This window comes from Chitinimonas sp. BJYL2 (genome assembly GCF_027257935.1).
In the GTDB taxonomy this organism is placed as follows: domain Bacteria; phylum Pseudomonadota; class Gammaproteobacteria; order Burkholderiales; family Chitinimonadaceae; genus Chitinimonas.
Genome location: NZ_JANZKW010000002.1, coordinates 664,512 through 685,481, shown reverse-complemented (window position 1 = coordinate 685,481; position 20,970 = coordinate 664,512). Strand labels below are relative to the sequence as shown.

Annotated in this window: 19 protein-coding genes; 11 read left to right on the top strand and 8 right to left on the bottom strand. The window is 61.1% G+C overall.

Annotated features, from left to right (window positions below; translation table 11 throughout):
* Positions 1 to 4: 4 nt before the first annotated feature.
* The 8 genes from O9X62_RS08760 to sucD all read left to right on the top strand — a co-directional run bounded on the left by O9X62_RS08760 (position 5) and on the right by sucD (position 10,295).
* Positions 5 to 715: a succinate dehydrogenase iron-sulfur subunit gene (locus O9X62_RS08760; protein ID WP_269532429.1), complete on the top strand. Its 711-nt coding sequence runs from the start codon at positions 5 to 7 to the stop codon at positions 713 to 715.
* Positions 716 to 727: 12 nt separating this feature from the next.
* Positions 728 to 991, top strand: coding sequence for a succinate dehydrogenase assembly factor 2 (locus O9X62_RS08755; RefSeq protein ID WP_269532428.1), 264 nt, complete (start codon positions 728 to 730; stop codon positions 989 to 991).
* A 78-nt stretch (positions 992 to 1,069) separates the two neighbouring features.
* Complete coding sequence (gene gltA, locus O9X62_RS08750) at positions 1,070 to 2,362, top strand: citrate synthase (protein WP_269532427.1); 1,293 nt, start codon at positions 1,070 to 1,072, stop codon at positions 2,360 to 2,362.
* 99 nt (positions 2,363 to 2,461) lie between these two features.
* Complete coding sequence (locus O9X62_RS08745; protein WP_269532426.1) at positions 2,462 to 5,284, top strand: 2-oxoglutarate dehydrogenase E1 component; 2,823 nt, start codon at positions 2,462 to 2,464, stop codon at positions 5,282 to 5,284.
* 86 nt (positions 5,285 to 5,370) lie between these two features.
* The gene (odhB, locus tag O9X62_RS08740) at positions 5,371 to 6,567 is read left to right on the top strand and encodes a 2-oxoglutarate dehydrogenase complex dihydrolipoyllysine-residue succinyltransferase (protein WP_269532425.1); all 1,197 of its coding nucleotides are present in this window, start codon (positions 5,371 to 5,373) and stop codon (positions 6,565 to 6,567) included.
* A gap of 99 nt (positions 6,568 to 6,666) precedes the next feature.
* Positions 6,667 to 8,103 (top strand): dihydrolipoyl dehydrogenase, encoded by a 1,437-nt coding sequence (gene lpdA / locus O9X62_RS08735; RefSeq protein ID WP_269532424.1) that lies wholly within the window; start codon positions 6,667 to 6,669, stop codon positions 8,101 to 8,103.
* A 103-nt stretch (positions 8,104 to 8,206) separates the two neighbouring features.
* A complete protein-coding gene (sucC, locus tag O9X62_RS08730) occupies positions 8,207 to 9,379 on the top strand; it encodes an ADP-forming succinate--CoA ligase subunit beta (protein ID WP_269532423.1) in 1,173 nt (390 codons plus the stop codon).
* 28 nt (positions 9,380 to 9,407) lie between these two features.
* Complete coding sequence (gene sucD, locus O9X62_RS08725; RefSeq protein WP_269532422.1) at positions 9,408 to 10,295, top strand: succinate--CoA ligase subunit alpha; 888 nt, start codon at positions 9,408 to 9,410, stop codon at positions 10,293 to 10,295.
* Between the two features lie 86 nt (positions 10,296 to 10,381).
* On the opposite strand, the gene O9X62_RS08720 is transcribed toward sucD, so the two are convergent.
* Positions 10,382 to 12,058: a diguanylate cyclase gene (locus tag O9X62_RS08720; protein ID WP_269532421.1), complete on the bottom strand. Its 1,677-nt coding sequence runs from the start codon at positions 12,056 to 12,058 to the stop codon at positions 10,382 to 10,384.
* A 209-nt stretch (positions 12,059 to 12,267) separates the two neighbouring features.
* On the opposite strand from O9X62_RS08720, the gene O9X62_RS08715 reads away from it, so the two are divergent.
* The 3 genes from O9X62_RS08715 to nudC all read left to right on the top strand — a co-directional run bounded on the left by O9X62_RS08715 (position 12,268) and on the right by nudC (position 13,842).
* A complete protein-coding gene (locus O9X62_RS08715) occupies positions 12,268 to 12,600 on the top strand; it encodes a helix-turn-helix domain-containing protein (protein WP_269532420.1) in 333 nt (110 codons plus the stop codon).
* Between the two features lie 106 nt (positions 12,601 to 12,706).
* Positions 12,707 to 13,009 (top strand): PilZ domain-containing protein, encoded by a 303-nt coding sequence (locus tag O9X62_RS08710; protein ID WP_269532419.1) that lies wholly within the window; start codon positions 12,707 to 12,709, stop codon positions 13,007 to 13,009.
* Positions 13,006 to 13,842 carry an NAD(+) diphosphatase gene (gene nudC / locus O9X62_RS08705; RefSeq protein WP_269532418.1) on the top strand — a complete coding sequence of 279 codons (837 nt, stop codon included), beginning with the start codon at positions 13,006 to 13,008 and terminating at the stop codon, positions 13,840 to 13,842. The genes O9X62_RS08710 and nudC overlap by 4 nt, the downstream gene beginning before the upstream one ends.
* Here the strand turns inward: nudC and O9X62_RS08700 are convergent.
* From O9X62_RS08700 to O9X62_RS08670, 7 genes are all read right to left on the bottom strand, one after another.
* A complete protein-coding gene (locus O9X62_RS08700) occupies positions 13,839 to 14,585 on the bottom strand; it encodes a molybdopterin-binding protein (protein ID WP_269532417.1) in 747 nt (248 codons plus the stop codon). The genes nudC and O9X62_RS08700 overlap by 4 nt on opposite strands.
* 2 nt (positions 14,586 to 14,587) lie before the next feature.
* Positions 14,588 to 15,316: an ABC transporter ATP-binding protein gene (locus O9X62_RS08695; protein WP_269532416.1), complete on the bottom strand. Its 729-nt coding sequence runs from the start codon at positions 15,314 to 15,316 to the stop codon at positions 14,588 to 14,590.
* 4 nt (positions 15,317 to 15,320) lie between these two features.
* The gene (locus O9X62_RS08690) at positions 15,321 to 16,091 is read right to left on the bottom strand and encodes an ABC transporter ATP-binding protein (RefSeq protein WP_269532415.1); all 771 of its coding nucleotides are present in this window, start codon (positions 16,089 to 16,091) and stop codon (positions 15,321 to 15,323) included.
* Positions 16,084 to 17,217 (bottom strand): ABC transporter ATP-binding protein, encoded by a 1,134-nt coding sequence (locus O9X62_RS08685; RefSeq protein ID WP_269532414.1) that lies wholly within the window; start codon positions 17,215 to 17,217, stop codon positions 16,084 to 16,086. The genes O9X62_RS08690 and O9X62_RS08685 overlap by 8 nt, the downstream gene beginning before the upstream one ends.
* Positions 17,218 to 17,226: 9 nt before the next feature.
* A complete protein-coding gene (locus O9X62_RS08680; RefSeq protein ID WP_269532413.1) occupies positions 17,227 to 18,156 on the bottom strand; it encodes a branched-chain amino acid ABC transporter permease in 930 nt (309 codons plus the stop codon).
* Positions 18,157 to 18,419: 263 nt separating this feature from the next.
* Complete coding sequence (locus tag O9X62_RS08675) at positions 18,420 to 19,661, bottom strand: branched-chain amino acid ABC transporter substrate-binding protein (RefSeq protein ID WP_269532412.1); 1,242 nt, start codon at positions 19,659 to 19,661, stop codon at positions 18,420 to 18,422.
* Between the two features lie 239 nt (positions 19,662 to 19,900).
* Positions 19,901 to 20,908 carry a hypothetical protein gene (locus tag O9X62_RS08670; protein ID WP_269532410.1) on the bottom strand — a complete coding sequence of 336 codons (1,008 nt, stop codon included), beginning with the start codon at positions 20,906 to 20,908 and terminating at the stop codon, positions 19,901 to 19,903.
* Between the last annotated feature and the right edge of the window lie 62 nt (positions 20,909 to 20,970).

Sequence of the window (20,970 nt, the reverse complement as noted above, 5' to 3'; positions counted from 1 at the left end):
TCCCATGAGCACCCAAACCGTACACTTCAAGATCTACCGCTACGATCCGGACAAGGACGCCAAGCCTTACATGCAGGACATCTCGGTCGAGGTAGACCCGACCGAGCGCAAGCTGCTCGACGCCCTGGTGAAACTCAAGGTCAAGGACGACAGTCTGTCGTTCCGCCGCTCCTGCCGTGAAGGCGTGTGCGGTTCCGATGCAATGAACATCAATGGCAAGAACGGCTTGGCTTGCATTACCGATATCGCCGATCTCAAGCAGCCGATCGAGATCCGCCCGCTGCCGGGCCTGCCCATCATCCGCGACCTGATCGTGGACATGACGCACTTCTTCAAGCAGTACCACTCGATCAAGCCGTACGTGATCAACGATACGCCGCCGCCCGAGAAAGAGCGCCTGCAGGATCCGAAAGACCGTGAAGAGCTCGATGGCCTGTACGAGTGCATCCTCTGCGCCTGTTGCTCGACATCCTGCCCCTCGTTCTGGTGGAACCCCGACAAGTTCGTGGGTCCGGCTGGCCTGCTGGCTGCGTATCGCTTCATTGCCGATACGCGCGACACGGCCACCAACGAGCGTCTGGATGATCTCGAAGACCCGTACCGCCTGTTCCGTTGCCACAGCATCATGAACTGCGTGGACGTTTGCCCCAAACACCTCAACCCGACCAAAGCGATTGGCAAGATCAAAGAGCTGATGGTCAAACGCATCGCCTAAGGAACTGCCGGCATGCACACGCAGGCGGACAAGAACCGGCTCCGCTGGCGCTCGCGGCGGGGACTACTGGAGCTTGATCTCGTGTTCGAGCCGTTTCTCGAACACGATTTCGACCAGTTGACCCCGGCCGAACTGGATGTTTACCAAGACTTGCTGATGCTGCCCGACAACGACCTGCTGGATATGGTTGATGGCCGGACTGAACCCGCAGAGCCCCGTTTCGCACCTTTGCTGATGCGACTGCGCCACTGGCAAGTCACGGGTAAACAACAATAATGGCTTAACCGATTCACGCCCTGGCGCCGCCAACGTCCCGGACCGCGCGTCACCGAACCCCCATCAGGAGTTTTTTCAATGGCTGATTCCAAGACCGTAACGCTTACCTACAACGACGGCCAGAACACCGTCGAGTTGCCCGTACTGAAGGGCTCGCTGGGTCCGGATGTAGTTGATATCCGCGCGTTCGGCAAAACCGGCATGTTCACGCACGACCCCGGCTTCATGTCCACGTCGAGCTGCGAATCGAAGATCACTTTCATCGATGGCGATCTGGGTCAGCTTTACTACCGCGGTTACCCGATTGAACAACTGGCCGAGAACAGCGACTACCTCGAAGTCTGCTATCTGCTGCTGAATGGCGAGCTGCCTACGGCCGAACAGAAAGCCCAGTTCGACTACACCGTCATGCGCCACAACATGCTGCATGACCAGATCCACAACTTCTTCCGTGGCTTCCGCCGCGATGCTCACCCGATGGCTGTGATGGTCGGCGTGGTGGGTGCCTTGTCGGCCTTCTATCACGACTCCCTGGACATCAACGATCCGCGCCATCGTGAAGTTGCCGCCTTCCGGCTGATCGCCAAGCTGCCGACGATTGCTGCCCAAGCGTATCGCTACAACCGTGGCCTGCCGCTGAACTACCCCAAGGCCGGCCTGACCTACTCCGAGAACTTCCTGCACATGATGTTCTCGACGCCTGTGTCCGAGTACAAGGTCAATCCGGTGCTGGCCAAGGCACTGGATCGCATCTTCACCCTGCACGCCGATCACGAACAGAATGCCTCGACCTCCACGGTTCGCCTGTCGGGCTCCTCGGGCGCCAACCCGTTCGCCTGTATCGCTGCCGGTATTGCCTGCCTGTGGGGCCCGTCGCACGGCGGTGCCAACGAAGCCGTGCTGAAGATGCTCGACGAGATCGGCGATGTGTCGAAGGTTGCCGATTTCATGCAGGGCGTGAAGGACAAGCGCTACAAGCTGATGGGTTTTGGTCATCGCGTTTACAAGAACATGGACCCGCGCGCCGCCATCATGAAGAAGACCTGCGACGAGGTGCTGGCCGAACTGGGCCTGCATAACGATCCGAAGTTCAAGCTCGCCATGGAGCTGGAAAAGATCGCCCTGAACGATCCGTACTTCATCGAACGCAAGCTGTACCCGAACGTGGACTTCTACTCGGGCATCGTGCTCAGCGCTATCGGCATCCCGGTCTCGATGTTCACCCCGATCTTTGCGCTGGCCCGCACCGTGGGCTGGATCTCGCACTGGAACGAAATGATCGCTGACCCCGGCATGAAGATCGGTCGCCCGCGTCAGCTGTACACCGGCGCACCGCGTCGCGACTACATCCCGATCGACAAGCGCAAGTAAGTACCTAACACCCGCCCGCTGACACGGGCGGGTGTTGCTGTATCCAGTCATCGCCCGTTACGCCCAAGCAAAAAAAGCAAAGCCATAGGCCAGCTCACCATGATGCAAGCATTCCAAGCCCAGTCCCATCTGTTCGGCGGCAACGCGCCGTTCATCGAGGATCTGTACGAGCAATATCTTGTTGACCCGCAGTCCGTTGCCCAAGAGTGGCGTGACTACTTCGACAAGCTGCAGCAACTGCCCGGCAATACCGACCGTGACATTCCGCGCGCCGCCATTGAAGAGAGCTTCGCGCAGATGGCCAAGCAGCCGCGCGTGGGCGGCATGTCGGCTGCCGCGCAGAGCGAAGCCAACAAGAAGCAGGTCGCGGTACTGCGCCTGATCTCGGCCTACCGCATCATCGGTGCGCGCCATGCTTCGCTGGATCCGCTCAAGCGTCTCGACCAGACCCTGCTGCCCGAACTCGATCCGGGTACCTACGGCCTGACCGATGCCGACATGGCCCGCACATTCGACTGCGGCAACCTGGTCGGCCCCGAGCGTGACACGCTAGCCAATATCCTTGCCCGTCTCAAGCAGACTTACTGCGGCACCATCGGTCTTGAGTACATGCACATCACCACCTCGGCCCAGCGCCAGTGGGTGCAGAAGCGTTTTGAGGGCGAGCGTTCGACGCCGAGCTTCAGCAAGGAAAAGAAGCTTCGCATCCTCAAGCAGATCACCGCTGCCGAGACCATGGAGCGCTACCTGCACACCAAGTACGTGGGCCAGAAGCGTTTCTCGCTGGAAGGTGGCGAAAGCATGATCGCAGCCATGGACCATCTGGTTCAATCGGCCGGCGAGCAGGGCGTGCAGGAAATGGTTATCGGTATGGCACACCGCGGCCGTCTGAACGTGTTGGTGAATACGCTGGGCAAGCGCCCCGGCGACCTGTTCTCCGAGTTCGAAGGCAAGTACAGCTACGATCTGCCCTCGGGCGATGTGAAGTACCACATGGGCTTCAGTTCCGACATCCCGACACCGGGCGGTGCCGTGCATGTCTCGCTGGCCTTCAACCCGTCCCACCTCGAAATCGTCAACCCGGTGGTCGTCGGTTCGGCTCGTGCGCGTCAGCAACGCCGGGGCGACCGCACCGGTGAGCAGGTGCTGCCGGTGCTGCTGCACGGTGACTCGGCCTTTATCGGCTTGGGTACCAACCAGGGTACCTTCAACCTGTCGCAAACCCGTGGTTACGGCGTGGGCGGTACGGTGCACATCGTCATCAACAACCAGATCGGCTTCACCACCAGCGACACGCGCGACACGCGCTCCTCGCTGTATTGCACTGACATCGCCAAGATGATCGAGGCGCCGATCTTCCACGTGAACGGTGACGATCCTGAAGCCGTCTGCTTTGTCATGCAGGCCGCACTCGATTTCCGCCGCGAGTTCAAGAAAGACGTCGTCATCGACCTCGTCTGTTTCCGCAAGCTGGGTCACAACGAGGGTGATGACCCGATGCTGACGCAGCCGATGATGTACAAGAAGATCGCCAAGCACCCCGGCGTGCGCAAGATGTACGCCGACCGTCTGGTGACCGAAGGCCTGCTGAGTGCCGAACAGGCCGATGGTCTGATCAAGGACTACCGCGCCGCGCTGGACAAGGGCGAGCATGTCGAACAGACCACGCTGACCGACTTCAAACGCAGCTTCGCGATTGATTTTGGCGCCTACAAGGGTACCCACTGGGCCCACCCGACCGACACCACGCTGAGCGCGGCTGAAATCGCCCGCCTCGGGGAGAAGGTCACCAAGGTGCCGGACAACTTCAAGTTGCACCCCACGGTCGAGAAGGTCATGGCTGCACGCCGTGACATGGCGACCGGCAAGCAGAACATCGACTGGGGCATGTCGGAAATCCTCGCTTACGGCTCCTTGCTGGAAAAGGGCTATGGCGTGCGCATTTCGGGCGAAGACTCGGGTCGCGGTACCTTCAGCCATCGCCATGCCGTGATGCATGACCAGAACCGCGAGAAGTGGGATGCGGGTGCCTATGTGCCGCTGCGCAACCTGAGCGACAGCCAAGGCCATTTTTTGGTCATCGACTCCATCCTCAACGAAGAAGCCGTGCTCGCCTTCGAATACGGTTACAGCTCCTCGGCGCCCGACGAGCTGGTGATCTGGGAAGCCCAGTTCGGTGACTTCGCCAACGGTGCTCAGGTTGTGATTGACCAGTTCATTACCTCGGGCGAAACCAAGTGGGGCCGTTTCTGCGGTCTGACCATGGTGCTGCCGCACGGTTACGATGGCCAAGGCCCCGAGCACAGCTCGGCGCGTCTGGAGCGCTATCTGCAGCTGTGTGCCGAGCACAATGTGCAGGTGGTCATGCCCTCCGAAGCCGCACAGATGTTCCATGTGCTGCGTCGCCAACAACTGCGCCCGTACCGTAAGCCGCTGATCATCCTGATGTCCAAGCGCCTCTTGCGCTTCAAGGATTCGATGAGCCCGCTGGAGGCCTACACCCAAGGCGGTTTCCGCACCGTGATTGGCGATCCGGATCAACCGGATGCCAAGAAGGTCAAGCGCGTGGTCGTGTGCTCGGGTCAGGTGGCTTACGACCTGATCAACGCTCGCCGCGAGCGTGATGCCAAGGATGTGGCGATTGTGCGTCTTGAGCAGCTGTATCCGTTCCCGACCGACGATCTGCGTGCCGAGCTGGGCAAATACACGGCCGCCCGCGAAATCGTCTGGACCCAGGAAGAGCCCAAGAACCAAGGTGCCTGGTACCACATCCGCCATCGCCTCGAAGGCTTGCTGGGTCCCAAGCAGACGCTGGCTTTCTCGGGTCGTCCGTCGTCGGCGTCGCCGGCCGTGGGCTACATGAGCAAGCACGTGGCCCAGCTCAAGGCGTTGGTCGACGAAGCGATCAATACTGGCAAGTAAACCCGAAACCACGCAGAAGCGGCCTGAGCCGCTTTTGCGCTGATAAATGCAATAACCCCAAGCAGGCGCAAACCGGAGCCTAGAACATGCTGATCGAAGTCAAAGTCCCGCAACTGCCCGAATCCGTTTCCGAAGCCACGCTGGTGGCTTGGAAGAAGAAGGTCGGCGAATACGTCGAACGCGACGAGAACCTGATCGATCTCGAAACCGACAAGGTCGTGCTGGAACTGCCGGCACCGCAGGCCGGTGTGATCGTCAAGATCGTCGAGGGTGATGGCAGCACCGTGGTGAGCAACCAGGTCATCGCCACCATCGATACCGAAGCCAAGGCCGGCGCCAGCGCCGCCGCCCCGGCGCCCGCTGCCGCTGCAGCCGCACCGGCTGCCGCCAAGGCAGAAGCCGCCGTGATGCCGGCCGCCAAGAAGGCCGCTGCCGATGCGGGCGTGGACACCAGCAAGATCGCCGGATCGGGCCGCGATGGTCGTGTGCTCAAGGAAGATGTTGTTGCTGCTGCCGGCAAGCCGGCCGCCGCACCGGCTGCCAAGGCTGCACCGGCCCCGGCTGTGGTGGTTGCCGCTGGCGATCGCGCTGAGCAGCGAGTGCCGATGTCGCGTCTGCGTCAGCGCGTGGCTGAGCGTCTGGTCGAGTCGCAATCGACCGCCGCCATCCTCACCACCTTCAATGAAGTGAACATGAAGCCGGTGATGGACCTGCGCAACCGCTACAAGGACAAGTTCGAGAAGGAACACGGCATCAAGCTGGGCTTCATGGGCTTCTTCGTGAAGGCCGCCGTGCACGCGCTCAAGAAGTACCCGATCGTCAACGCCTCGGTCGATGGCACCGATATCGTCTACCACGGTTACTACGACATCGGCGTGGCCGTGGGCAGCCCGCGTGGCCTGGTGGTGCCGGTGATCCGCAATGCTGACCAGCTGAGCCTGGCTGACATCGAGAAGCAGATTGCCGACTTCGGCAAGCGTGCTCAGGAAGGCAAGCTGACCATGGAAGAACTGAGCGGCGGCACCTATACGATCTCGAACGGCGGTACCTTCGGCTCGATGATGTCGACTCCGATCATCAACCCGCCGCAAAGCGCGATCTTGGGCATGCATGCCACCAAGGAACGTGCCGTGGTGGAAGACGGCCAGATCGTGGCACGCCCGATGATGTATCTGGCGCAGTCCTACGACCACCGCATCATCGACGGCCGCGAGGCCGTGTTGAGCTTGGTGGCGATCAAGGAAGCCATCGAAGACCCGGCGCGTCTGCTGCTGGATATCTGATCAACCGTGTAGGGTGGGTTAGGCCGCAGGCCTTAACCCATCAAGGCAACGGTGGGCTAGACCGGAACGGCTGACCCACCCTACATGTTAGGAAACACCATGTCCCAACAATTCGACGTCGTCGTCATCGGTGGTGGCCCCGGCGGCTATGTGGCCGCGATCCGCGCCGCGCAACTGGGTTTCAAGACTGCCTGTATCGACGCTACCAGCGACAAGAACGGCAAGCAGAGCCTTGGCGGCACCTGCCTGAATGTCGGCTGTATCCCCTCGAAGGCACTGCTGCAATCGTCCGAGAACTACCACCACGCGTTGCATGGTTTTGCCGATCACGGCATCAACGTGGGTACGGTGAAGTTCGATGTGGCCCAGATGCTCAAGCGCAAGGAAGACATCATCGCCAAGAACACCGGCGGTATTGCCTTCCTGTTCCGCAAGAACAAGGTCACCCCGTTCCACGGTACCGGCAGCTTCAAGGTCAAGAATGGCGACAAGTACGTGCTGACCGCCAAGCTGGCTGACGGCAAGACGGAAGAAATCGAAGCCACCCATGTCATCGTCGCCACCGGCTCCAGCGTGCGTCAACTGCCCGGCGTGACCATCGACAACAAGCTGGTGCTCGACAACGAAGGTGCGCTGGCTATCCCGGCGGTGCCCAAGAAGCTAGGCGTGATCGGCGCTGGCGTCATCGGCTTGGAAATGGGCTCGGTGTGGAAGCGTCTGGGTGCCGACGTTACCGTACTGGAAGCAATGCCGACCTTCCTCGGCGCGGCCGATGAGCAGGTTGCGCGCGAAGCGCTGAAGTTCCTGACCAAGGACACCGGCCTGGATATCCAGACTGGCGTGAAGATCGGCGAGATCAAGGCCAGCAAGAAGGATGTCACTGTCAGTTACTTCGACGCTGCCGGTGCCGAGCACAAGGCCGTGTTCGACAAGCTGATCGTGTCGATCGGCCGTATCCCCAATACCGCCGGCCTCAATGCCGAGGCTGTAGGCCTGAAGCTCAACGAGCGTGGCCAAGTGGAGGTCAATGACGACTGCCAGACCAATCTGCCCAATGTCTGGGCAGTTGGTGATGTGGTGCGCGGGCCGATGCTGGCGCACAAGGCCAGTGAAGAAGGCGTGGCTGTGGCTGAGCGCATTGCCGGCCAGCACCCGCACGTAGACTTCAACAATGTCCCTTGGGTCATCTACACCAGCCCCGAGATTGCCTGGGTCGGCAAGACCGAGCAGCAGCTCAAGGCCGATGGCGTGGAATACAAGAAAGGCCAGTTCCTGTTCTCGGCCAACGGCCGTGCGCTGGCACTGGGCGAGGCCAAGGGCTTTGTGAAGATGCTGGCTTGCAAGCAGACCGACCGCATCCTCGGCGTGCACATCGTCGGCCCCTATGCCTCCGAGCTGATCTCGGAAGCCGTAGTGGCGATGGAGTTCTCGGCCAGTTCCGAAGATATTGCCCGCATCGTTCACGCCCACCCGTCGCTCAGCGAGGCTTTGCACGAAGCCGCACTGGGCTGCGATGGCCGCACGCTGCATAGCTAAACGTACTTGAGAGAAGGGGGATGGGCGCAGGGCAGGGCGATAACCTGCACCTTCGCCCCTCGCCCTTCCCTGTTAAGCAACTTCTCTCAAAAGGGAAACATCCATGAATCTGCACGAATACCAAGCCAAAGACCTGCTCGCCAAGTACGGCCTGCCGGTACAGAAGGGCATCCTGGCCACGACGCCGGAAGAAACCGCCAATGCCTTCCGCTCCATGGGCGGCAAGTTCGCCGTGGTGAAGGCGCAAGTTCACGCGGGTGGCCGCGGCAAGGCCGGTGGCGTCAAGGTCGTCAAGAGCGCCGACGAAGCTGCTGAAGTGGCCAAGGGCCTGCTGGGCAAGCGCCTGGTGACCTACCAGACAGACGCCAAGGGCCAGCCTGTGAACAGCCTGCTGGTCTGTGAAGACATGTACCCGGTCGAGCGCGAGCTGTATCTGGGCGCTGTGGTGGACCGTTCGACCCGTTCGATCGTGTTCATGACCTCGACCGAAGGTGGTGTGGAGATCGAAGAAGTCGCCCACAACACGCCCGAGAAGATCATCAAGACCGTGGTTGATCCGCTGGTCGGTCTGCAGCCTTACCAAGCCCGTGAAGCCGGCTTTGCCCTGGGTCTGAACGATGCCCAGATCAAGCAGTTCACCGGCCTGATGATGGGTGCTTACAAGGCCTTCGTGGAAAACGACTTCGCCCTGTTCGAAATCAACCCGCTGGCCATCCGTGGCAATGGCGAACTGTGCTGCGTGGATGCCAAGATCGGCATCGATAGCAACGCCGCTTTCCGCCTGCCGCAGATCGTGGCCCTGCGCGACAAGTCGCAAGAGAACGAGCGCGAGCTGAAGGCGTCCGAGTTCGACCTGAACTACGTGGCGCTCGAAGGCAATATCGGTTGCATGGTGAACGGTGCCGGTCTGGCCATGGCCACCATGGACATCATCAAGCTCAAGGGTGGTCAGCCGGCCAACTTCCTGGACGTGGGCGGTGGCGCCACCAAGGAACGCGTGATCGAAGCCTTCAAGCTGATCCTGGCCGATGAATCGGTCAAGGGCGTGCTGATCAACATCTTCGGCGGTATCGTCCGCTGCGACATGATTGCCGAGGCCATCATCGCCGCCGTGAAGGAAGTGAACGTGACCGTGCCCGTGGTGGTGCGTCTGGAAGGCAACAACGCCGAACTCGGCGCCAAGATCCTCGACGAGAGCGGCCTCAAGCTGACCTCGGCCCAGGGTCTGAACGATGCTGCCGAAAAGATTGTTGCCGCTGTTGCAGCCGTCGCCTAATCACCCGCACTGAATCAGGAGTCAAACAATGAGCGTTCTCGTCAACAAGAACACCAGGGTGCTGGTGCAAGGCTTTACCGGCAAAAACGGTACCTTCCACGCCGAACAGGCGCTGAAGGTCGGCACCAAGGTCGTCGGCGGTGTGACCCCCGGCAAGGGCGGCAGCAGCCATCTGGGCCTGCCGGTGTTCAACACCATGCGCGATGCCGTGCGTGAAACCCAGGCTGATGCCTCGGTGATCTACGTGCCGGCTCCGTTTGCCAAGGATTCGATCCTGGAAGCCATTGATGCCGGCGTGAAGCTGGTCGTGTGTATCACCGAAGGCGTGCCGACCATCGACATGCTGTACGTGAAGCGCGCTGTCGATGAAGCCGGCATCCGCCTGATCGGCCCGAACTGCCCCGGCGTGATCACCCCCGGTGAGTGCAAGATCGGCATCATGCCCTGGCACATCCACAACCCCGGCCGTATCGGCATCGTGTCGCGCTCGGGTACGCTGACCTATGAAGCCGTGGCGCAAACCACCGCGCTGGGTCTGGGCCAGTCGACCTGTATCGGTATCGGTGGCGACCCGATCCCTGGCACCAGCCATATCGATTCGCTCAAGCTGTTCCAGGATGATCCGGACACCGACGCCATCATCATGATCGGTGAAATCGGTGGTTCGGCCGAAGAAGAAGCCGCCGAATTCGCCAAGTCCTACGTGACCAAGCCGGTCGTGGGCTACATCGCCGGTGTGACGGCCCCCAAGGGCAAGCGCATGGGCCATGCTGGCGCCATCATTTCGGGCGGCAAGGGTACGGCCGAAGAGAAGTTCGCCGCGTTCGAGAAGGCTGGCATTGCGTACACACGCAGCCCGGCTGAAATCGGCAAGACCATGTTTGATCTGCTGAAGTCCAAGGGCATGATCAAGTAAGTCTCGCGACTCGCTGCAAACAACAACGCCACCTGCAAGGGTGGCGTTGTTGTTTGTAGGCCCGGCGGCTGGCCATGCCGGAGCGCTTAGCCAGCCCTTGCCGGCAGCTCCACGCGCACACGGTTGCGGCCGCCGCGCTTGGCCCGGTAGAGCGCTTTGTCGGCGCGGTAGAAGAGCGCGTCGCCGTCGTCGTCCGGGCCACACAAGGCTATCCCCACGCTGAAGGTGGTCTGGAACCCTTTGTCGCCAAAGCGATGTTCCAGCGCGGCAAATTCGTCACGGAGCTGTTCCAGCAAGGTTTCAGTATCGGCTAGCGAGGTGTCGGGCAGCAGGATGCAGAACTCCTCACCCCCGTAACGCCCGGCAATATCGGTCTGTCGCAGGCGCCGGACCAGCAGGCGGGAGATATTGCGCAGTACCACGTCACCCGCCTGGTGACCATGGCGATCATTGACCTGCTTGAAGTGGTCCAGATCGATGATGGCCAGTACCAGTGATTGCTGGTTACGCACGGCGCGACGGGTTTCGATATCGATGGCTTCGTGCAGGCGTGCGTGGTTGAGCAGGCCGGTCAGGCCGTCCTTGCTCATCTGCATGCGCAGGATGCGGTGGCGTTCGGTATGGGCGACGACGCGTTCGACGAGGTGATCCGGATGGACCGGTTTGCGCAGGAAATCGCTCGCTCCGCAGCGCATGGCATGCAGGTGACGGGCATCGTTGATGTCGCCCGAGACCACTACGATGGGAATGCCCACCCATTCCTCCTGCTGGCGGATCACGGTAATCAGCTCATCCCCGTTGCAGCTGGGCATGTGCAGATCCATCAGGATCAGATCGGGTGCAAAATCCTCCATCACCGTGAGCACCTCCATGGGGCTGGAGAGCGGGCGGGCAATCATGCCGGCCTCGGTGAGCACATCGGCATAGAACTGGGCTACCGTGCGCGAGTCATCCACCACCAATACGCGATCGGGAGGGAAGTTCACCCCGCCGGTGAGCATGTCGAACTGGGCAACTACCGAGCGAGCCTTGGGCGGGAAGGGGACAAACCCCCGTGCGCCGGCACGCAGCGCAGCAAGCCTTACCGGCAGGCTGCCATCCCGACCGAAAAAAACCTTGGTGGTGTTTGCGCTATGGGTCTGCCATTGATCACTGTGCAGCCAGTCTGTGCGCTCCGTGTCGTCCAGGAATCCTGTGTGGATGGCCAGAACAGTACGCGGGCGGTGTTCGCTGATCAGCGGCAATTCGGCGGGGTGGGCGACCCATTCAACCGTGTAACCCACAGGGACAAGCTGTTCGGCGAAGCTGTTCATGCTTGCGCGATCAGGCGAAATGACAATGACGCGGCGTGGCCAGTCCTCGGTACTGCTTTCGGCGGACGTGCTCAGTCGCAGGAAGGCTTGCTCATTGAAAGGCGGGATGGGGCTAGGCTGCGAGTCGGCGCGCAAGGCGCTCAGGGCGGCGACGCGGATGGCGTCGACATACTGTTCCAGCGCCCCCCGCATACGGGGTCCGAACAGCGCATGGTCAGCAGCCAGGTCAGTCAGAAAGGCAACCAGTGCCCTGCAGGTGCGGCCTATTTCTGGCAGGCCGGCTTCGTCACTGAGCAGCGCGATTTCCTGCGCCTTGCTCAGGCCATCATCAAATCGGGCTGGTGTAGCAGCGAGGCTGGCGGACAGCGCATCCAGATTGGCCGGCAGGCCCTCCAGGAAGTACCGGCTGATCTCCTCCAGCGGATCCTGCATGCGTCCGAGCGACGTCATGGTTGATCTCCCCTTCCTTGCCCAATCGGGGCAAGGCCTGTATTTATGTATTTTGTAGTGGCGAGTGGCAGAAAAAACGGATTCCGCACCGCTCGAATCCATTATAAGCCAGCATTTGACATATAAATGTTGCCAGACAACATATTGCTACGTTAATCGCGAGCCGTTTCTGCGTCACCATCGCCGGCTACGTAAAATGGAGTTGTTTGATGGCCGCATCCTTGTCCGGCCGCCTCGGCAAGAACATTGCAGCAGCCCGCAAGCGCACCGGCATGACGCAGGCGCAGCTGGCTGAAGTTGTCTCGGTCGATGCCGAGACCGTATCGCGTTTCGAGCGCGGCAATGTCACACCCAGCCTCGCCACGCTGGATAATCTGAGTGCCGCCTTGGGCGTCTCCTTGGCCGAGTTGGTCAGTGGTATTTCCTCGACACCACAATCGCTGGCAGCCGAACTCGCCGGTCTGCTTGAACCCTTGGCCGATGCGGATCGCCTCCTGATTGTCGATCTGGTGAAAACGCTCTCTGCGCGCATGCGCGACTGAGTAAAGACCGGGCAGCCAGAGCGGAAAGTCGCCCCGGCTTGCCTTAGAATGCGGGTCAATCCGGCTGCTACGCCCGTCACCTCAGAGCCCGCTGCATATCGACTCCATGTCCCAGGACAAACGCGCAGCCTTACGCATCCCGGTTTCCTGTCCGGCCCGCATCCGCACCGCGGATATTGGCCCCGCCTTCTATGGCACCTGCACCGACCTGTCCGTGACCGGGCTGACCATTCAGAGTAATTTTGTGCCCCGTCACGACGAGTTGTTGGAGGTGACGGTCATGCCGCCCCGTACGGCCAAACAGGCTCCCGTGCCGATGGTCATCCGCGCGCGCGTACGCCGTTGCCATGAGTTGGAGCCGGGCGTCAGCTATGAAATCGGCCTGGCGATTGTCGAGATTCTCGCGTGATCACCGCCCATACCTCGATGTTCCTGCCCACCCATTTGCCACCGGCCATGCCGACTACCGAGGCTTGGTACTTTGTGTTCGTCGGAAAGCAGCTGTGCTTGCCAGCGGGGCTGGCCGAGCGTTTTCTGCCCATCTCGGCCCAGAGCGACTGGCTGCACGGTGCCACGCGCCACTATCTGGGTGCGCTGGCGGGCAGCGACTGCTGGGCGCTTGGTCTCGATACGCCGCCACCGGGTTGGCAGCTCTTGAGCCTGCGTGCCGCCATGATGGCCATGACCGCCGAGATGCTGCCGGTGGCCAGCCGTGCTGCCCAGGTGATGGAGTGGGATCGTAGCCATCGCTTTTGCGGTGTCTGCGGTACGGCGACCGAACTCAAGCAGGGCGAGCGCGCGCGGGTCTGCCCGGCCTGTGGCCATTTAGTCTATCCACGCATCAGCCCGGCCATGATGGCGCTGGTGTGGCGGCCGGGCGAGATTCTGTTGGCGCGTTCACCGGGCTTTACCCCGGGCGTTTACAGCGCGCTGGCCGGCTTTGTGGAGGCTGGTGAATCGGTAGAGGATTGCGTGCTGCGCGAAGTCCACGAAGAGGTGGGCGTGCGCGTTGCCGATCTGGCTTACTACGGTAGCCAGAATTGGCCGTTTCCGCACAGCCTGATGCTGGCGTTCACGGCGCGCTGGGTTGAAGGGGAGATAGTCCCGCAGGCGGGCGAGATCGAACACGCTGCCTGGTTCGCGCTGGATGCGCTGCCACCCATTCCGCCACGCTTCAGCATATCCGGCTACTTGATCCGCGATACGGTAGCCAGGCTGCAAGCGGGCGAGTTGATGCCTTAGCGGCTCGGTGTGTAACCGCGCTGCACCAGTTCCGCTGCCAGCCAGTCTGCCGCCGTTGAGGCGAGCCCGGGTTTGCCGCTTATCCCGAATTCGATATGCGGCCCGGCATGACGGGCGTTGCCAAAGCTCGGCAGGCTCGAAAAGCCGGTATCGGGAAAGCGGGCCGTGAACGCTTCCATCAAGTCGATCAGATCGCCTTCGCGTGCATCCGGCACGATAAAGCTGCAACGCTCGCGTGCCTCGCCCAGGCCTGCATAGCGGGTATCGAGTACCCAGCGCACCATGGGCCAAGCCATATCGGGAAAACCGGGGACAAAATGATGATGGCCGACTGAGAAGCCGGCAATCTGGTTGACCGGGTTCGGGATCAGCACACAGCCATCGGGTAGCTGGGCCATGCGGATCCGGTTGGGCCGCGCGGCTTCGCCAAAGCGGGTTTCGATCATCGCTGTCGCCCCAATGTGCTGGATCAGCTCGACACCGGCTGCTTGGGCTGCTGCTGCCCGCGTATGGTCGTCCGGCGTGGCGCCGATGCCGCCAAAACTGAACACGATATCGCTGCCCGCCATGGTCTCGCGATACAGCGCCACCTGCTCGGCCGGTACATCGCCTACATAGCGCGCCCAAGCTAGCGAAAGACCGCGCTCGTCGAGCTCCTTGGCGATGAAAGCCAGATGCTTGTCGGTGCGGCGGCCGCTGAGGATTTCATCACCGACGATGATCGCGCCAAAGCGGGTGCCCATGATCACTCGCCCAGATAGGCTTGCTGCACCTTCTCATTCGCCAGTAAGGCCTCGGCAGTATCGGCATGGGTGATCAAGCCGCTTTCCATTACGTAGCCACGATGCACGGTCTTGAGCGCCAGCCGGGCGTTCTGTTCGACCAGCAGCATGGTCACGCCCTCCGACGCAATCTGCCGCAGGATCTCGAAAATCTTCTGCACGATGATGGGTGCCAAGCCCATGGATGGCTCGTCCAGCAACAGCAGCTTGGGCCGCGACATGATGGCGCGGCCTATCGCCACCATCTGCTGCTCGCCGCCCGAGAGCGTGCCGGCCAGTTGGCGGAAGCGCTCCTTGAGGCGCGGGAACAGGCCGTAAACACGTTCCAGATCGGCGGCGATATCGGCCTTATCGTTACGGCAGTAAGCCCCCATCAGCAGGTTCTCTTCCACACTCAGGCGCGAGAAGATGCCACGGCCTTCGGGTACCAGCGCGAGGCCGCGCGATACATATTGATGGACGGGAATCTGGGCGCAATCGGCACCTTGGTAGTGAATGCTGCCGGCTGATGGTTTGACCATGCCGACCAGTGTTTTCAGCGTGGTGGTCTTGCCCGCGCCGTTGGCGCCGATCAGTGCAACCAGTTCGCCTTGGCGGATATCGAGATCAATGCCGCGCACGGCACGAATACCGCCATAGGCCACTTCGAGGCCGCGCACTTGCAACAGGGTAGGGGTATTGTTGTCACTCATTCCATTACTCCGGCGCGGCGCCCAGATACGCTTCGATCACGCGCGGATCACGCCGCACGACTTCGGGTACGCCTTCAGCAATCTTCTTGCCGTAGTCGAGCACTGCAATGCGGTCGCACAGGCCCATGACCAGCTTTACATCGTGTTCGATCAGCAGCACGGTCACGCCATCGCGGCGGATCTTGTCCATCAGCGCGCGCAGGTCTTCGGTTTCGCGGCCATTCATGCCGGCTGCTGGTTCATCGAGCGCCAGCAGTGTGGGGTCTGTCGCCAGTGCGCGGGCGATTTCAAGACGGCGCTGGTCACCGTAGGACAGGTTGCGCGCTTGCTCCTGCGCACGCTTGCCCATACCCACGTAATCGAGCAGCTCGATAGCACGTGCGCGGATGGCGGCTTCCTCGGTACGTGTGCCGGGGTTGCGCAGCACGGCACCGAGCACACCAGCCTTGGTACGCACATGGCGGCCCACCATCACGTTCTCGATGGCGCTCATATTGTGGAACAGGCGGATGTTCTGGAAGGTGCGTGCAATACCGCTGGCCACGACCACATCGGGCTTCTTGCGGAACAGATCAATGCCCTTGAAGGTGAACTGGCCTTCATCGGGCTGGTACAGACCGGTCAGCACATTGAACAGCGTGGTCTTGCCTGCACCGTTGGGGCCGATCAGGCCGTAGATTTCGCCCGCATTGATTTGCAGTGAGACATCGTTGAGCGCATGCAGGCCGCCAAAACGTTTATGGATGCCGGCAATGCTGAGCAAGGTATCAGCCATGAGCAGCCTCCCCCTTGGTCGCGTCGCCTTCGTGCAGCTCGGCCTTGCGACGGCGCGATGGCCACAGGCCCTCCGGCCGCACCAGCATTACCAGTATCAAGGCAATGCCGAACAGCAGCATGCGCAGGTTCTCCGGGTTGACCACGCGTTCGCCGATCAGCTTGTCCTGCAGCGGGTTGACTACATCGCGCAGCACCTCGGGTGTGAGGAACAGCAGCACTGCACCCAAGATCACGCCGGGAATATGGCCCATGCCGCCCAGTACCACCATGGCGAGCACCACGATGCTTTCCATCAGAATGAAGCTCTCGGGCGAGATGAAGCCCTGGAAGCTCGCGAACATGGCCCCCGATACACCGCCAAAACTTGCCCCCATAGCAAACGCCAGCAGTTTGACGTTGCGTGTGTTGATGCCCATGGCTTGCGCGGCGATTTCGTCCTCGCGGATGGCGACCCAGGCGCGGCCGATGCGCGAATCCTGCAGGCGGATCGACACGACGATGATCAGCAGGGCCAGCATCAGGAACAGGTAGTAATACAGGTGGATGCTGCGGAACTCGACACCGAACACGGTGATGGCTTGCGAGAACTTGTGGCCGAAGATCGTGACGGGTTCGATCAGATTGATGCCTTGCGGACCGTTGGTGATGTTCACCGGGCGATCGAGGTTGTTCATGAACAAACGCACGATCTCGCCGAAACCCAACGTAACGATGGCCAGATAGTCACCGCGCAGCTTCAGGGTAGGTGAGCCAAGCAGCACACCAAAGATCCCGGCCAGCAGCGCAGCCATGGGCAACACGAACCAGATCGGCGCATGGCTGATCCACTCGAATCCAGTACCGGCCAGCAGCGGCGCCAGATGCGTAGAGTTCAACAGCGCATAGGTGTAAGCACCCACGGCGTAGAAGGCGATGTAGCCCAGATCGAGCAGACCCGCGTAGCCGACGACAATGTTGAGGCCCAGCGCCAGCATGATGTACAGCATGGCGAGATCGAGATTGCGCACCCAGGTGTTACCCAGCGTGGCGCCGATCAGGAAGGGTAGGACGGTGAGGATGACGGCGATCAGCAACAACCCGATATAGGCCGCTGGCTTGCTCTGTTTGATGGCATGCAGGTTCATGATGCCTCCTCAAGCCCGCTCGGCCACGCGCTCGCCCAAGAGGCCGGACGGACGGAACACGAGGACGAGGATCAGTACCAGAAAGGCGAAGATATCCTGATAGTGGCTGCCTAGCACGCCACCGGTAGCCGCCCCCAGATAGCCGGCACCCACGCTTTCAATTACCCCAAGCAGGATGCCGCCTGCTACCGCACCGCCGAGGTTGCCAATGCCACCCAGCACGGCAGCGGTAAACGCCTTGAGACCGATCAGGAAGCCCATGGTCGGGTAGGCGAGGCCGTAGTTGGCACCGATCATGACCCCGGCAATCGCACCGAGTGCGGAACCCAGCACAAAGGTCATCGAGATCACATGGTTGATATTCACGCCCATCAGGCTGGCGACGGGCTGGTTCATGGATACAGCACGCATGGCGCGGCCAAGTTTGGTTTTTTCGACCATCAGCAGCAGGGCCGCCATGATGGCGATGGCGAGCACGATGATGACGATCTGCAGATCGGTAATCACCGCGCCGAAGATATTGTGGCCTTCGTGCGAGAGCAGGTCGGGGAAGGAGCGCGGGTTGTTCTTCCAGATCAGCACGGCCACCTGCTGGAGCACGATGGAGACGCCGATCGCGGTGATCAGTGGCGCGAGTCTGGGTGCATTGCGCAATGGCCGATAAGCCACGCGTTCGATCACGAAGCCCAGCAACATGGTGCAGGGCAGGGCGATCAGCAAGCCTGCCAGCACCATCATCGGACCAGGCAAGCTGACGCCGTTACCGACCAGCAGGCCAATGGCGGAGATAGTGATCATGGCGCCCATCATCACGACTTCGCCGTGGGCGAAGTTGATCAGCTGGAGTATGCCGTAGACCATGGTGTAGCCCAGTGCGATCAGCGCATAGATGCTGCCGACGACCAGGCCATTGATGAGTTGTTGAATCAGGATATCCACAGCGGGTTCCTCGTTTTGCCTACTGAAGCGTCAGAGTGTCTGGATGCCGGCAATACAGGTATTAGGGATTCCGCCGATACGCGAAACCCGTTTGCACCATCCGGCCATATGGAACAGCCGTTGTGCTGGAGCTAATGAGGGTATTGCATGTCTCCGCCGCGAAGGCCAGCCACAACAGACGACTGGTAGACGGGACTTACTGTGGTCAGGACGAGACACATAAGAAAGGCGGCGCCCGAAGACGCCGCCTTGATCCAGATAACTTACTGCTTGGGTGCCGCTTCGGCTGCTGCCGGTGCGGCGGCCTCGGCAGCTGGGGCTGCTTCAGCCGGTCCACCGATGGTGGCAACGGTTTCCCAGGTGCCATTGGCGACCTTGTAGACCGTGACCGAGCCACCAATGATGTCGCCCTTGTCGTCAAACTTGATCTTGCCGGTCACGCCATCGTGTTCGATCTTGGCGAGTTCGGGCAGGTATTTGGCCGGATCGGTGCTGCCTGCCTTCTTCATGGCCTCGACCATCACGCGGGTTGCGTCATAGGTAAACGGGGCGTAGATCTGGATGTCGGTGTTGAACTTGGCCTTGTACTTCTTTTCGAACTCGGCGTAGCCCGGCATCTTGTCCTTGGGCATGCCGGGTTGCGAGGCGAACTGGCCATCGGCATTGTCACCAGCGAGCTTGATGTATTCGCCGGTCTGGAAGCCGTCGCCACCGATCACCTTGGCGGTGATGCCCAGCTTCTTCATCTGCTGGGTCAGCGGGCCGGCCTGAGCGTCCATGCCGCCGTAGAAGATCAGGTCAGGCTTCTTGCCCTTGATTGTGGTCAGGATCGACATGAAGTCGGTGGCCTGGTTGTTGGTGAATTCGCGGGCAACAATGTTAACGCCCTTGGCCTTGGCGGCCTTTTCGAACTCATCAGCCAGACCTTGGCCGTAGGCGGTGCGGTCATCGATGATCGCAACCTTCTTGGCCTTGGCGTTTTCAGCAGCAAACACGCCCAGCGCGCCGCCTTGAGCCACGTCGTTGGCGATCACGCGGAAGGCGGTCTTGTAGCCGGCCAACGTGTATTGCGGGTTGGTGGCGGAGGGCGAGATCTGCGGGATGCCGGCGTCGGAGTAGATCTTCGATGCGGGGATCGTGGTGCCCGAGTTCAGGTGGCCGATCACGCCGGCAACCTTGGCGTCGACCATGCGCTGGGCAACGGTAGTGGCCGTCTTCGGATCGGCCTGGTCGTCTTCCGAGATCATCTCGAACTTGGCTTTGACACCGCCGATTTCGACGCCTTCGGCATTCAGCTCCTCGATGGCGAGGCGAACACCGTTTTCATTGTCCTTGCCCAGGTGGGCGATATTGCCAGTGAGTGGGCCGACGTGGCCGATCTTCACCACCAGTTCAGTCGGCGCAGCCGCTGCGGCTGCTGCGGGTGCTGCTTCTTCCTTCTTCTCGCCACATGCGGCCAAGGCCAGCACGGCGGAAGCGATCAGGCTGTAACGAGCCAAGCTCATGAATCTTCCCCTTTTCGACAAACGCAAAACATCAATCACGGGCCGTAGCAAGCCACGGCCGAAAGTCAGTCAAAATGCGAGCTGAATAGTGCGCTCTTGATTTTGCGCTTGTCAACGCGGGTGATGCGCTTGCGTGCCGCTTGCAACAAGGCTTTGCGCCCGATTGCGGGCACTGATTTGCGGCCATTGCACCGGCTCGGGGCGCAAGGGGGCGAGGCAAGGGCTGAATCTGGCTAGGCTTACACCGCTAGATCCACTTGCTGGAGCGTGCCGACGCGGCCATCCTCGCCAAGAAAAACCCCGCTCTGGCGTACTTGGCCCAGCTCGCGATGGGTGCGGTCGTGCAGGGAGAAGTCGGTTCTGGCACTTCCCAGATACAGGGCGCCGATGCCCGCGGCGGCCAGATCAATGAGCGCAAGTTCGCCGGACTCTTCACGCAGCCAGAGCTTTAGCGAGCCCCACACCCGATCACTTTCGTCTATCCAGCCATTGCCGTCATCGTCGAGTTGGGCAAGGTCGGCAAAGCCATTGCCGCTGCGCGTACCGAACAGCTCGCTGCCATCATTGATCTGACCATCGCCGTTGCGATCGAGCGCCAGAAAGCTGCTGCCGGGTCCTGCAAAGGAGATGCTGTCCTGAACGCCGTCTGCATCAAGATCAAAGGCAAATTTTTCTTCGGTCAGGCTGGCGGATGCGGCGGCGTGATTAACGACCAGCGGGTCTTTGCGTACAGGCGCTTTGTTGGCGTCGAGCATGACCTCGCTGACTTCGTGATACTCGCGATACAGATCCAGCGCCGCTGTGAAGTCGATCTGTCGTCCGTCTGCCGTCTTTACACTACCTTGAGCGCTGAACCGGGTCTGTTCGGTCTCGTGGATCTCCTCGCGGCGCAGATAGCTGACGCGCCACTCGGTAATCGGCGATATCGGCGCTGGTGCAGGGGCAGCTGCTTCGGCGGCCCGCTGCTGGCGGCCGGGCGGCACGATATTGTCGAGCTCGATCTCTTGCCCGGTCAGCTTCTTGACCAGCTGCTGGATCAGTTGCCACAGCGGGTGGCCTTCCAGCTCGGCACGCAGATCCAGTGCGGTGTCGGCTTGCTGGGCTGCGCGGGCAGCAGCGGACAAGGCGACGGGGTCGGGCAGGGGCTGCGAGGGCATGCGGGATAGCTGTAGCTGTTCGGTAACGCGGTGTTCGCGCGCAGCCTGGCGCTGTCCGGCAAGCTGGACATCGGATTGGGTGATTTTCATTTTTCTGGCTCCTGGTCGCCTGTCACGACCTTATGACCCAGATATCGACCCATTGGGACGGG

Coding starts and splice junctions, on each gene's coding strand:
- O9X62_RS08760 (WP_269532429.1), top strand. CDS start 5: ATGAGCACCCAAACCGTACACTTCAAGATCTACCGCTACGATCCGGAC.
- O9X62_RS08755 (WP_269532428.1), top strand. CDS start 728: ATGCACACGCAGGCGGACAAGAACCGGCTCCGCTGGCGCTCGCGGCGG.
- gltA (WP_269532427.1), top strand. CDS start 1,070: ATGGCTGATTCCAAGACCGTAACGCTTACCTACAACGACGGCCAGAAC.
- O9X62_RS08745 (WP_269532426.1), top strand. CDS start 2,462: ATGATGCAAGCATTCCAAGCCCAGTCCCATCTGTTCGGCGGCAACGCG.
- odhB (WP_269532425.1), top strand. CDS start 5,371: ATGCTGATCGAAGTCAAAGTCCCGCAACTGCCCGAATCCGTTTCCGAA.
- lpdA (WP_269532424.1), top strand. CDS start 6,667: ATGTCCCAACAATTCGACGTCGTCGTCATCGGTGGTGGCCCCGGCGGC.
- sucC (WP_269532423.1), top strand. CDS start 8,207: ATGAATCTGCACGAATACCAAGCCAAAGACCTGCTCGCCAAGTACGGC.
- sucD (WP_269532422.1), top strand. CDS start 9,408: ATGAGCGTTCTCGTCAACAAGAACACCAGGGTGCTGGTGCAAGGCTTT.
- O9X62_RS08720 (WP_269532421.1), bottom strand. CDS start 12,058: ATGACGTCGCTCGGACGCATGCAGGATCCGCTGGAGGAGATCAGCCGG.
- O9X62_RS08715 (WP_269532420.1), top strand. CDS start 12,268: ATGGCCGCATCCTTGTCCGGCCGCCTCGGCAAGAACATTGCAGCAGCC.
- O9X62_RS08710 (WP_269532419.1), top strand. CDS start 12,707: ATGTCCCAGGACAAACGCGCAGCCTTACGCATCCCGGTTTCCTGTCCG.
- O9X62_RS08700 (WP_269532417.1), bottom strand. CDS start 14,585: ATGGGCACCCGCTTTGGCGCGATCATCGTCGGTGATGAAATCCTCAGC.
- O9X62_RS08695 (WP_269532416.1), bottom strand. CDS start 15,316: ATGAGTGACAACAATACCCCTACCCTGTTGCAAGTGCGCGGCCTCGAA.
- O9X62_RS08690 (WP_269532415.1), bottom strand. CDS start 16,091: ATGGCTGATACCTTGCTCAGCATTGCCGGCATCCATAAACGTTTTGGC.
- O9X62_RS08685 (WP_269532414.1), bottom strand. CDS start 17,217: ATGAACCTGCATGCCATCAAACAGAGCAAGCCAGCGGCCTATATCGGG.
- O9X62_RS08675 (WP_269532412.1), bottom strand. CDS start 19,661: ATGAGCTTGGCTCGTTACAGCCTGATCGCTTCCGCCGTGCTGGCCTTG.
- O9X62_RS08670 (WP_269532410.1), bottom strand. CDS start 20,908: ATGAAAATCACCCAATCCGATGTCCAGCTTGCCGGACAGCGCCAGGCT.